Raw genomic sequence first — 11,953 nt, forward strand, 5'->3', positions numbered from 1 at the left:
GACTGCGTCACGTGCGGGTCTGGCCGGTCCCGCGGACGCGGTAGTTGAAGCTCGTCAGCTGCTCGACGCCGACCGGCCCGCGCGCATGCATCTTGCCGGTGGCGATGCCGATTTCCGCGCCCATGCCGAATTCGCCGCCATCGGCGAACTGGGTCGAGGCGTTGTGCAGGAGGATGGCGGAATCGATGCCGGCGAAGAACGTCGCCGCCACAGCCTCGTCGGCGGTCACGATCGCCTCGGTGTGGTGGGACGAATGCCGCTCGATATGGGCAATGGCCCCGTCGACGCCGTCGACCAGTGCGACCGAGATGATTGCATCCAGATATTCGGTGTCGAAATCCTCCTCGCTCGCGGGCTCGGCGGTCGGATAGCGCTGACGCACCTCGTCGGTCGCCCGGATTTCGCAGCCCGCAGTCCGCAACGCCTCGAGGATCGGCAGGAGCTGGGTGCTCGCCGCCGCGCGGTCGACCAGCAGCGTTTCGGCCGACCCGCAGATGCCGGTGCGCCGCATCTTCGAATTGACGACGACATTGACGGCCATGTCGAGATCGACGGCTGCGTCGACATAGACGTGACAGATACCTTCCAGATGGGCGAAGACCGGCACCCGCGCCTCGTCCTGGACGCGGGCGACGAGCGAACGCCCACCACGCGGCACGATGACGTCAATGGCACCGTCAAGGCCCTTCAGCATCGCACCGACGGCAGCCCGGTCGGTCGAGGGTACGATCTGGATCGCGTCCTCCGGCAGGCCGGCCTGGGCGAGCCCGGCGGCCAGCGCGGCATGGATCGCGGCCGAGGACCTGGCCGAGTCCGAACCGCCGCGCAGGATGACCGCATTGCCAGATTTCAGACACAGGGCTCCCGCGTCGGCGGTGACGTTCGGCCGGCTCTCATAGATGACGCCGACGACGCCGAGCGGTGTCCGCACCCGCTCGATCTGGAGACCGTTGGGCCGCTCCCACGCGGCGATGGTCGCACCGACGGGGTCCGGCAGCGCGGCGACGGCGCGGATACCGTCGGCGATCGCGCCGATGCGCGCCGCGTCCAGTGTCAGCCGGTCGATGAAGGACGCGGCCATGCCGCTTTGCTTCGCCCGCTCGATATCGGCACGGTTTTCAGCGAGGATCGTCTCTCCCGCTTGCAGGATCGCATCCGCCATCGCCTCCAGCGCGGCGTTCTTCGCCTCCGCCGGTGCCAGGGCAAGGCTCCGCGCGGCACGGCGCGCGCGCTGGCCGATCGCGGCCATCAGCGCCTCGATCGAGCCGGCCTCCGTTGCACTGTCGAGCATCTCCACCTCTCCGCTTTCCGTCCTGCTCACGCGATGCGCAGGGATTCATCGGCCGGTTCCGCCGCCGCTTCCATCACCAAATCGTCGCGATGGATCATCGCCGTGCGCCCCTCGTAGCCGAGCACTGCCGCCACCTCCGCCGACCGCAACCCGGCTATCCGCCGCGCGTCCACGGCATCGTAGGCGACAAGGCCGCGCGCGATCCTGCGGCCGTCAGGTCCGGTGACCGCTATCGTGTCGCCGCGCCGGAACTCGCCATCGACGGAAACGATTCCGGCCGGCAGCAGGCTCTTGCCGGCGCACAGCGCCTTGACCGCGCCAGCATCCACGACGAGCCCGCCAGCGGAGCCGAGATGCCCGGCGATCCAGCGCTTGCGCGCCGTAACCGGATTGCCTGCGGCGCGAAACAGCGTCGCGCGTTCGCCGCGCTCGATGGCGCTGAGCGGAAACAGCCGGTCTCCCGCCGTGATGATCATCGCGGCGCCCGATCCGGTGGCGATCTTGCCTGCATCGATCTTGGTCTTCATGCCGCCGCGCGACAGCTCCGACCCGGCCGCGCCCGCCATCGCCTCGATGTCCGGCGTAATCCGCTCGACCAACGGGATATGCCGCGCCGCCGGATCGAGGGCGGGCGGCGCCGTGTAAAGACCATCGACGTCGGAGAGGAGAATCAGCAGATCGGCGCCCATCATCGTCGCGACGCGGGCCGCCAGACGGTCATTGTCGCCATAGCGGATTTCGGATGTGGCGACGGTGTCGTTCTCGTTGATGACCGGCAGCGCGCCGAAGCCGAGCAATGTCGAGATCGTCGCGCGGGCGTTGAGATAGCGCCGGCGTTCCTCGGTGTCGCCGAGGGTCAGCAGGATCTGCCCGGTCTCGATGCCGTGGCGGCCGAGAATCTCCGAATAAGTCCGCGACAGGGCGATCTGCCCGACGGCCGCGGCCGCCTGGCTTTCCTCGAGCCGCAGCGGTCCGGCGGGCATCTTCAGGAGCTTGCGGCCGAGCGCGATGGCGCCGGAGGAGACGACGAGGATCTGACGCCCCTCGCCGCTCAGTCGGGCGATATCCTCGCCGAGCGATTCCAGCCAAGTCCGCTTCAACCCGCTTTGAGGATCAACCAGAAGCGAGGAGCCGATCTTGACGACGATGCGGGCGTAGCCATCGAGCAGGTCCGTCATCACTCCTCCCTGGCGGCCTGTGCCTCGGCGAAACGATCCGGCTCGTCCTCATCGGTAGCGGCGGCGAGGCTGGCGATGCGGCTCTTCATCTGGCGAAGCGCCTCGGTCATGCCCTCGCGGCTCACCGCCGACAGCGCCAGCGGAGGGGATTTGGTCACCGCCGCCAGCTCGGCGAGCTTTTCCGCCCGCGTCTCCTCGGTCAGGGTGTCGACCTTGGAGAGCGCCACGATCTCGGGCTTTTCCGCCAAGCCATGCTCATAGGCCTCCAACTCGTGCCGCACGGTCGTATAGGCGCCCGCGACGTCTTCCTCGGTGGCGGAGACCAGATGCAACAGGACGCTGGTGCGTTCGATATGGCCAAGGAAGCGATCGCCGATGCCGACGCCGTCATGAGCGCCCTCGATCAGGCCGGGAATGTCGGCGATGACGAACTCGGCGTCGTCGATCTTGGCGACGCCAAGGCCAGGATGCAGCGTCGTGAACGGATAGTCGGCAATCTTAGGCCGGGCACGCGTCACCGAAGCCAGGAAAGTGGACTTGCCGGCGTTGGGAAGCCCGACCAATCCCGCGTCGGCGATCAGCTTCAGCCGCAGCCAGATCGTCAGCTCCTCGCCCTCGAGACCCGGATTGGCGCGGCGCGGCGCCTGGTTCACCGAGGTCTTGAAATACGCGTTGCCAAAGCCGCCATTGCCGCCGGCAGCCAGACGATGGCGCTCGCCGATATAGGTCAGATCGCAGAGCAGGGTCTCGTTGTCCTCGGCGAAGACCTGGGTTCCCGCAGGCACTTTCAACGTCACGTCGGGGCTTTTGGCGCCGGTGCGGTTGCGGCCCATGCCGTGCCCGCCGGTCTTGGCCTTGAAATGCTGCTGGTAGCGATAGTCGATCAGGGTGTTCAGGCCGGCCACCGCCTCGATGACGATGTCGCCGCCCCTACCGCCGTCGCCGCCGTCCGGGCCGCCGAATTCGATGAACTTCTCGCGGCGGAACGAGACCGAGCCGGCACCGCCATCACCGGAGCGGATGTAGACCTTGGCCTGGTCGAGAAACTTCATGATGTGCGTTCTTTCGTCTTCTTTTGGTGGCCGCTAGTGGTCCGATTTCGACATTTGCATCCCGCTTGGAGCACCCTGGCAAGCAAATGTCGAAATCAAAGGACCACTAGCAATTTTATGACTCTCGTGGACTTTTCAAATTTGATATTTGATCTTGAGTCCGCCGCACATGGGTATCAAATGTCAAATTCAATCCACTAGTCCAGCTCGCCTGTCATAGCGGTCCGGGCCGCCGATGGAAACGACCCCGTGTTATCGGTTCAATATGGTGCGAGCGCAGCCCGGCTCTTGGCGAAGGTCACATCCGAGGTAGCGAGCGGAATCCCGAACTTCGAGACAATGACGTGGTTGGCGACCGTACCGTCGGGACGGCCGGTCATCTCGTGGCGAAAATGCAGAAGCGTGCCCCCGCCGCCGGGCGCATAGCCGTCATAGTCGAGGACCGCGCCATTCTTCGTCTGGACGCCGACCACCGGCATGGGCGGCGCGAGGTCTCCTGTCTTCAGCTCCGTGGCGACGGTTCCGCCATAAAGACCCGGCGCGGTGCGCACCAAATCCCAGCGCTGCAGACGCTTGCCATCGGCAAAGGCAAAGCGCTCGTCGAGCTGGAACCGGTCGCCCGTCTGCTTGCCGTCGAATTCGGCGGTGAAAGCCTCGGTGAAAACCAAGGCCGTCGTCACCGTGCCCTTCGAGACCGACTTGCCCGCGAAGAAATCCGGCAGCGACAGGCCGTTTGGATCGGGCTGTGGAAGACGGGGCGGCGCGGCGAACCAAGCCAGGCCCGCGAGCAAAATAACAGCGCCACCCGCAACGGCCGTCGGCCAAAGCCAACTCCGACGCCCGTCGAGCTTTTCCATCATTGCCGTCCCCATGCCTTGAGCGACGTCCAGCAGCTGCGATCCATCACGAAATGTTCGCTGGCGACCCGGCCTGAGGACACCGATTCGATCATACCGCTACCGCAGAAGTGGAAGCCGCATTTCCGGATCACCCGTCGGGACGCCTCGTTGACAACACGGCAGCTGACGTCGATGGCGTCGAGCCGCAGCCGCGTAAAGCCGTAGTCGATAACCGCCTGGGCGCCCTCGGTCGCGATGCCGCGTCCCCAATAGGCCCGACCGACCCAATAGCCGAGTTCCGCCCGCCCTTTCCTGCCCGAGGGCTTTAATCCGCAACAGCCGACGAACCGATCCTCCTCCTTCAGGCACAGGGCGAAGACGATCTCCGAGCCATGATCGGCGATGAAGGCGCGCGCGTCTGAAAGACGGTACGGGTGCGGAATGCGCGCGAGCATCGCCGCGAGGTGGCGGTCATTGGCGAGATTGGTCAGGGGCTGCGCGTCTTTCACCGCCAAGGGCCGCAGCCGGAGCCGTCCTGATTCGATCGTGACGCCGCCCCGTTCGGCGGTAAAATCCTCGGTCATCGCATCGTCCTTCCTCAGACGCGAAAAGGGGAGATGGCGGTCCATCTCCCCTTTTCGCTCTGAAGTCCGATGCGTTTCGGAAGGATCAGAGGGCCGGTTCGTTGGAACGCCGGCGCTCTGAAGCTCCGGTCACTCGGCGGCTTCTGCTTTCGGCAGTACGGCTACGTAGGTTCGCCCGTTCGCCTTGTGCTGGAACGCGACGTTGCCCGCGGCCTTGGCGAACAGCGTGTGATCCTTGCCGATGCCGACATTCGTGCCCGGATGCCAGCGCGTGCCGCGCTGCCGGATGAGAATGTTGCCTGGAATCACAGCTTCGCCGCCGAACTTCTTCACGCCAAGGCGTTTGGATTCGGAATCGCGACCATTGCGGGAAGAACCGCCTGCTTTCTTATGTGCCATCGTCTGTCTCCTTGCCTGTCAGGCTACCGGATCGGGTTCGCGGGGGAAATCCGCCCCGGACCTATTTCTTCGCCAGCTCTTTAGCCTGCTCGCGCCAATCTTCGATCTGGGCGGCGCTGAACGGCATATGTTCGTCGATCCGCGCCACGTCCTTGTCGCTCAGCTTGGCGATCTGGGCAAAGGTGGTGATGCCCTGCTCGTTGAGCTGCTTCTCGGCGACCGGGCCGATGCCCTTGATCGTAGTCAGCTTGTCGGCATCGCCCTTCGGCGCGGTGAACAGGCTCGCCGGCGCCGATGCTGCCGCCTGCTTTGGCTCTACCGCCTTTTCGGCGGGCTTCGCCGGCTTCGCGGCTTTCCCGGCCGCCTTGGCCGGTTGTGCCTTTTCGTCCTCGACGGGCTTCGCGACCTTGACGGGCTTGGTCCGGGCCGCCGAGGTCATCGACGGCGCCTTGCCGTCGGTCAGGATTTCGGCGACGCGGATCAGCGTCAGATCCTGGCGATGGCCGCGCGAACGCTTGGAGTTCTGCCGCCGACGCTTCTTGAAGGAGATGACCTTCTTGCCGCGCGTCTGGCCGATGATCTCGGCGGTGACGGAGGCGCCCGCGACGAACGGCGCGCCGATGGTCGAGCCGACCATCAGCACTTCCTTGAAGGTCAGAAGATCGCCGGCCTCGCCGGGCAGACGCTCGATGGTGAACTGGTCTTCAGGGACAACGCGGTACTGCTTGCCACCGGTCTTAATGACTGCGAACATTTTATCTCCGTTCGTTCGATCGGCTCTCGCGCCGTAAAGGCCCGGGCCATCTTCTTGTCAGTCGGTTGCGAATAGGGCGAAAACAAACGGGCGCGGTCAAGCCACGCCCCAATTTGATGCCCGTCACTAGCGGGCCGGGTCCTCAAGGTCAAGTCAACTTTGGAGACCCGATGCCGATCGGTTGCTTGCCTCCCGCTCGCCGGATATGGGGTCGACGGTGGCGGTCATGAACCTGCCACCGTGGCACATGCGGCATTGTCGCAATCTGTCGTGCCGCGTGGAAAGCATGAGGACAGGATCCGATCATGGCGATACTCGTCACCGGCGGCGCCGGCTATATCGGCAGCCACATGGCCTGGGAACTCCTGGATCGCGGCGAGACGGTCGTCGTCCTCGACCGGTTGTCCACCGGCTTCGACTGGGCGGTGCCGCCCGAGGCGACGCTGGTGGTCGGCGATGTCGGCGATGCCGATCTCCTCGATCGCACCATCACGGGCCATGATGTCGATGCCATCATCCATTTTGCCGGCTCGATCATCGTGCCGGAATCCGTTGCCGATCCGCTCGGCTATTACGAAAACAACACGGTCAAGTCGCGCGCCCTGATCGCGGCAGCGGTCCGGAACGGCGTCAAGCATTTCATCTTTTCCTCGACCGCGGCCGTCTACGGCTCTCCCGCCACGATCCCGGTCACCGAGGCGGCCGCGACGCTGCCGGAATCGCCCTACGGCTCGTCCAAGCTGATGACCGAGATGATGCTCCGGGACACGGCGTTTGCCCATGATTTCCGCTCCACTGCGCTGCGCTACTTCAATGTCGCGGGCGCCGACCCGCTCGGGCGCACCGGCGAATCGACCAGGGGCGCAACGCATCTGATCAAGGTCGCGTCCGAAACCGCCCTCGGCAGACGCGCCTTCCTCGAACTCTACGGCACCGATTATCCGACCGCCGACGGCACCTGCGTGCGCGACTACATCCATGTCACCGACCTCGTCAAAGCCCACTACCTTGCGCTCGAACGGCTACGCGGCGGCGGGTCCAGCATGGTCGCCAATTGCGGCTACGGGCGCGGCTATTCGGTTTTGGAGGTGCTGAGCGCGGTCAAGGATGTCGTCGGCAAAGACTTCGATATCCGCATAAAGGGCCGCAGGCCCGGCGACCCCGCGGCCATCGTCGCCGACCCGTCCCTGGCCCGCCGGGAGCTCGGCTGGCGCGCCGAATACGACGATCTGCGGCAGATCGTCGGCCATGCCCTCGACTGGGAACGCGCCCTCGCCCGCCGCAATCATCGCTGATCACGGCCGGCAACGTGGCGTCGGCAAGGACGGCGGATGTCAGGCGTGGGCGCTGGGATTGAGATCGGGGCCGGCGCCGAGCCGCTTGCCGGGATTGATCGCTTCCAGCCAGCGCAGATAGGCCGCGTGGTCGTGACGACCCATCTCCATCTCCTTGGCGAGGGCATGGAAAGCGTCGCGCGCCTTTTCGGTCAGCGGCAGGGTCAACCCCGCCTCCCGCGCCACTTCGAGAGCGTTCTCCAGATCCTTCAACTGCAGTTCGAGCGGGCCGCCGGGAACCCAGTTGCGCTCGGTCATCCGCTCGCCGTGGAGGTCGAGGATGCGCGAGGTGGCAAAGCCGCCCATCAGCGCGTCGCGCAGTGCGGCGGGATCGCAGCCGCCTTCCTGGGCAAGCAGCATCGCCTCGGCGACGGCACCGATGGTGACGGCGACGATGGCCTGGTTGGCGAGCTTGGCGACCTGCCCGGCGCCATGAACGCCGACATGAGTCGGCCGCCCCATCGCCTTCAAAACCGGTTCCGCCTCGGCGAAGTCCTCCGCGCGGCCGCCGGCCATGATCGCGAGCGTCGCCTCGATCGCGCCCTTCTCGCCGCCCGACACCGGCGCATCGATATGGCGCCGGCCGGCCTTCTCGACCGCGCCGGCGTGATCGCGCGCAACGCTCGGCTGGATCGACGACATGTCGATGAACAGCGCGTTTGCCGGCGCCGCCTCGATCACACCGAGCTCGCCGAAATAGATTTCCGTCACGATCGGCGAATTGTCGACCATGGTGATGACGGCGTCGGCCTCGGCCACGGCCTCACGCGGATCGGCGGCGACGGTCGCGACATCGGCGAGCGCCTCGGCTTTCGCGCGCGTCCGATTCCAGACGGTGACGCGGAAGCCGGCCCTAGCGATGTTCCGCACCATCGGCGCACCCATGATGCCGGTGCCGATCAGGGTGATGTTGTCGAGGCTCATGGGCGGCTCCTTTAAGAAGATGAAACGCGGCGCCAGGCGCTCGGTCGGCCGCGAAGAGAAAACAGAAGCTAAAGGCCCTTGGCCTCGCCCGCCGAAAGGTTGCCGGACTGGCTGCGCAGGAGATCGAGCGCCTGCCGATCGGCGCGATCGCGATGCTCCTGGTGCAGGCGCCTGGTTTCGGCCTCGTCGCCGCTCAGAATCGCGGCGATGATCGCCCGGTGCTCGTCATCCGATTGCGTCGGGCGCGGGCGGAGCGGCATGATCGCCATACGGGCGCGATATTGCTGATCCCAATATTGCCGAAGCGTCGCCTGCAGTCTGGCATTGCCGCAGAACGAGACGATCTCGGCATGAAAGATGTCGTCCAGCCGCGACCATTGCTCGATGTCGTCGCGCTGCGTCGCGCGCTCCAACTGTCCCATGAGCGCGCGCAAGCGATCGGCCTCGGATTTTGAAAGACCGCGGCGGGCGGCCAATTGCGCAGCCTTGACCTCGAGGGTGGAAAAGACCTCGTAGATATCGGCCAGATCGTCGAGCGACTGGGCCTTCACGGTAATGCCATGGCGCGGCCGCACCGCGACGAGGCCCTCCTCCTCCAGCCGGATCAGCGCCTCGCGGATTGGCGTGCGACTGAGCGACAGAAGATTGGCCACCTCGGTCTCCAGCAGCGTAGTGCCGGGTGGCAGGCGGCCTTCGAGGATCCGGAACTTCAGTTCGTGATAGGCCCGCTCGCGCGCCGGCATCTTGCCGACGCCCTGGAGCGTCGGCCGTGGCCGCGAACCGCCCGGCGTGGTGACCGTGGCCGTCTTTCTGCGACCGCTGTCGCTGGTGGTGTCCGGTTTGGTCAGTGCGAGCCTCCCTGCTTCCGGCGCATCAGCGTTCGCGGTCCTCCGCTCATTCTTTCGAGCCCTTTGCGGCTCCGATGCCGTTCAATTCCGCCACCACGTCGGAGAGCATCGGCAGGTAATCGTCACCCCGGCCGATGGCCTCGGCCGTCGCCAGGCCGTTCTTCACGCTCGACGAGACATGCGAGGCGATGCCGCTTTCATTGGCCATCGAGACGACGTAGCGCATGTCCTTATGGGCATTGCGCAAGGTGAACTTGTGGGCATCGCGGTCGCGCTGGACCACATACTGCATGAAGGTCTGGTAGAAGCCGCAATCCATCCGGCCGCCGCTGATGACGCCATGAAATGTCTTGGCGTCAATGCCGTTCTTCGCACCGATCGCCAGCGCTTCGGAATAAAGCGACGCATAGCCGAGCGAGAGAAAATTGTTGAGCAGCTTCATCGTGTGGCCGGCGCCGGTATCGCCGACGCGCACGACCTTGCCGGCCCAGCATTCGAAGATGGGGCGCACGCGCTCGAAATCCTCGGCCGAGGCGCCGACCATGGTGTCGAGCGTGCCTTCCCAGGCTTCCTTTGGCGTTCGCGACAACGGCGCGTCGATCAGCGTCACGCCGGCTTGGCGGCAACGCTCCGCCACGGCACGCGTGGAAACCGGATTGCTGGTGGAGCTGTCGATGATGGTCCTGGTCGCGCCGTTGGCGTCGAGAATTTCGCCAACGGTTGCCTCGACCTCGGGACTGCCCGGCAGGCAAAGGAAGACGATGTCCGACTTTTCGGCAATGTCGGCGACGCTTGCCCCCTCCTCGGCTCCCCGCGACATCAGATCGTCGACCGGCTTGCGGTTGCGGTGCGCGAGAACCGTCAGCGGGTAGCCGCCTTCGAGGATGTTCTTGGCCATGCCGTGGCCCATCAGGCCGACGCCGATGAAGCCGATGCGCGGACGATCCGTCATGGTGTGTTCCTCTTCGAGTGCAGGCCGGTCACTTGGCGCCCTGGCGGGCGGCCTCGTCGGCGATGTGGGCGCGAATGATCGCGACGAAATCGGTGTCGGCCACGAAACCGGCCTCGATGGCCCGGTCCGCCTTGAAGTCGCGCGGCCAGCCCGAGACGATCTTCTCGATGGTGGCGTCCGGCTCGCGCCGGATGCGGCCGGCCACCTCGTCGCCGGCAACCTCACGCAACGCGGCGATCATCTCGCGGATGGTGATCGACAGCCCCGGCATCGACAAGGAGCGGCGAGCGCCGAGTATCTCGGTGTCCATCGTCGCCGCATGGATGAGGAAACCGACGGCCGCGGCCGGGCTCGCGACCCAGTGACGCACTTCGTCGTCCACCGGCAAATTCGCTTCGTGGCCGGCCAGCGGTTCGCGGATGATGCCGGAGAAGAACCCCGACGCCGCCTTGTTCGGCTTGCCGGGGCGCACGACGATCGTCGGCAGGCGGATGCCGACGCCGTCGACGAAACCCTTGCGGGTATAGTCGGCCAGCAGCAATTCGCAGATCGCCTTCTGGGTGCCGTAGCTGGTCAGCGGCGCCTGCTGGAAGGTGTCGGAGATCTGATCCTCGAAGGGCGCGCCGAAGACGGCGATCGAGGAGGTGAAGACCAGACGGGGACGATAGGCGTCACCCTGCGCGCGGATCGCCTCCAGGAGATGATGCATCCCGTCGAGATTGATCCGGTAGCCTTTCTCGAAATCGGCCTCCGCCTCGCCCGATACGATCGCCGCCAGATGGAAGATCATTTCCGGCCGCTTGGCGACCAGCGCCGCGACCGTGGCGGAATCGGCGATGTCTCCCGCGCTCGATTCGATCGCTATGGTGCCGGACGCCTTGTCGAAGCTGGGCTCCACGACATCGAAGGCGTGGATCGCCTCGATCGGCTGGCCGGCGAAGTTGCCATCGGCGAGAAGCTTGTCGACGAGCCGCCGGCCGACCATGCCGCCGGCACCCAGAATCAGAATTCGCATCAATCAGTCTCCCTACGGACGGGTCAGAGCGACCAGCCGCCGTCGATCAGTTGGGTGGTGCCGGTGGTGAAGCGGCTTTCGTCCGAGGCGAGATAGACGGCGAGGTGAGCGATCTCCTCGGGCGTGCCGAGACGGCCCATTGGCTGGCGCTCGATGAACATCGTCTTGGCCTTCTCGGTGCCGCCAACGGTCTTGCCCAGATCCTCGATCCGGCCTTCCAGCGACGGCGATTCGATTGTGCCGGGGCAGATCGCGTTGCAGCGGATGCCGCTTTTGATGAAGTCGATCGCCACCGAGCGGGTCAGGCCGATCACCGCCGCCTTGGTCGCCATGTAGACGTAGCGGTTCGGCGCAGCTTTGATCGACGAGGCGGCCGAGGCCATGTTGATGATCGAGCCGCCGCCGGCCTCCACCATGCGCGGCAACAGGCCTGAGATCGTGCGGTGCATCGCCTTGACGTTGAGGTCGAAGGAAAAGTCCCAGGCATCCTCGTCGCAGTCGAGCACCGTGCCGTGATGGACGAAGCCGGCGCAGTTGAACAGGATGTCCGGCGTGTCGATCCGCTTGAGATAGGCGGCGACAGCCGCGGAATCGGTGACGTCCAGCGCCGCCGTATCGACAATGCCGAAGGACTTCAGCCCGTCCAGCTTCGCCGCGTCGCGGTCGGATGCGTAGACCTTGGCGCCGGCTTCGAGAAACGCTTCGGCGACCTTGCGGCCGATCCCCTGACCGGCGGCCGTACAGACGGCCACCTTGCCGTCGAGACGCTTCGTCATGCTCACT

General features: G+C 65.7%; 13 protein-coding genes. 1 reads left to right on the forward strand and 12 read right to left on the reverse strand.

The features are described from left to right. Positions 1 to 7 precede the first annotated feature (7 nt). The 7 genes from VSX60_RS11975 to VSX60_RS12005 all read right to left on the reverse strand — a co-directional run bounded on the left by VSX60_RS11975 (position 8) and on the right by VSX60_RS12005 (position 6,097). Positions 8 to 1,291 (reverse strand): glutamate-5-semialdehyde dehydrogenase, encoded by a 1,284-nt coding sequence (locus VSX60_RS11975; RefSeq protein WP_327624428.1) that lies wholly within the window; start codon positions 1,289 to 1,291, stop codon positions 8 to 10. Between the two features lie 26 nt (positions 1,292 to 1,317). Next, positions 1,318 to 2,469, reverse strand: a complete 1,152-nt coding sequence (gene proB, locus VSX60_RS11980) for a glutamate 5-kinase (protein ID WP_327624429.1) — start codon at positions 2,467 to 2,469, stop codon at positions 1,318 to 1,320. Next, positions 2,469 to 3,521, reverse strand: a complete 1,053-nt coding sequence (obgE, locus tag VSX60_RS11985) for a GTPase ObgE (protein WP_327624430.1) — start codon at positions 3,519 to 3,521, stop codon at positions 2,469 to 2,471. Before obgE ends, proB begins: the two co-directional genes overlap by 1 nt. A gap of 260 nt (positions 3,522 to 3,781) precedes the next feature. Beyond that, positions 3,782 to 4,378 carry a DUF3833 family protein gene (locus VSX60_RS11990; protein ID WP_327624431.1) on the reverse strand — a complete coding sequence of 199 codons (597 nt, stop codon included), beginning with the start codon at positions 4,376 to 4,378 and terminating at the stop codon, positions 3,782 to 3,784. Continuing rightward, complete coding sequence (locus VSX60_RS11995; RefSeq protein WP_327624432.1) at positions 4,378 to 4,989, reverse strand: GNAT family N-acetyltransferase; 612 nt, start codon at positions 4,987 to 4,989, stop codon at positions 4,378 to 4,380. Before VSX60_RS11995 ends, VSX60_RS11990 begins: the two co-directional genes overlap by 1 nt. An 84-nt stretch (positions 4,990 to 5,073) precedes the next feature. Beyond that, complete coding sequence (rpmA, locus tag VSX60_RS12000; protein WP_327624433.1) at positions 5,074 to 5,343, reverse strand: 50S ribosomal protein L27; 270 nt, start codon at positions 5,341 to 5,343, stop codon at positions 5,074 to 5,076. Positions 5,344 to 5,404: 61 nt separating this feature from the next. After that, a complete protein-coding gene (locus VSX60_RS12005; RefSeq protein WP_327624434.1) occupies positions 5,405 to 6,097 on the reverse strand; it encodes a 50S ribosomal protein L21 in 693 nt (230 codons plus the stop codon). A gap of 305 nt (positions 6,098 to 6,402) precedes the next feature. Between VSX60_RS12005 and galE the strand changes: the two genes are divergently transcribed. Then, positions 6,403 to 7,392, forward strand: a complete 990-nt coding sequence (gene galE / locus VSX60_RS12010; RefSeq protein ID WP_327624435.1) for a UDP-glucose 4-epimerase GalE — start codon at positions 6,403 to 6,405, stop codon at positions 7,390 to 7,392. Positions 7,393 to 7,431: 39 nt separating this feature from the next. Here galE and VSX60_RS12015 read toward each other — a convergent pair whose 3' ends face one another. The 5 genes from VSX60_RS12015 to VSX60_RS12035 all read right to left on the reverse strand — a co-directional run bounded on the left by VSX60_RS12015 (position 7,432) and on the right by VSX60_RS12035 (position 11,946). Continuing rightward, positions 7,432 to 8,355 (reverse strand): NAD(P)-dependent oxidoreductase, encoded by a 924-nt coding sequence (locus VSX60_RS12015; protein WP_327624436.1) that lies wholly within the window; start codon positions 8,353 to 8,355, stop codon positions 7,432 to 7,434. Between the two features lie 68 nt (positions 8,356 to 8,423). After that, on the reverse strand, positions 8,424 to 9,098 hold the full coding sequence (locus VSX60_RS12020) for a GntR family transcriptional regulator (RefSeq protein ID WP_327624437.1): 675 nt from the start codon (positions 9,096 to 9,098) through the stop codon (positions 8,424 to 8,426). Between the two features lie 151 nt (positions 9,099 to 9,249). Further along, positions 9,250 to 10,155, reverse strand: coding sequence for an NAD(P)-dependent oxidoreductase (locus VSX60_RS12025; protein WP_327624438.1), 906 nt, complete (start codon positions 10,153 to 10,155; stop codon positions 9,250 to 9,252). 28 nt (positions 10,156 to 10,183) lie between these two features. Beyond that, positions 10,184 to 11,170: a D-erythronate dehydrogenase gene (gene denD / locus VSX60_RS12030; RefSeq protein WP_327624439.1), complete on the reverse strand. Its 987-nt coding sequence runs from the start codon at positions 11,168 to 11,170 to the stop codon at positions 10,184 to 10,186. A 23-nt stretch (positions 11,171 to 11,193) separates the two neighbouring features. Then, entirely contained in the window at positions 11,194 to 11,946 is a 753-nt protein-coding gene (locus VSX60_RS12035; RefSeq protein WP_327624440.1) for an SDR family oxidoreductase, read from the reverse strand. Between the last annotated feature and the right edge of the window lie 7 nt (positions 11,947 to 11,953).

This window comes from Aurantimonas sp. A3-2-R12 (assembly GCF_036016755.1).
Classification (GTDB): Bacteria; Pseudomonadota; Alphaproteobacteria; order Rhizobiales; family Rhizobiaceae; genus Aurantimonas; species Aurantimonas coralicida_A.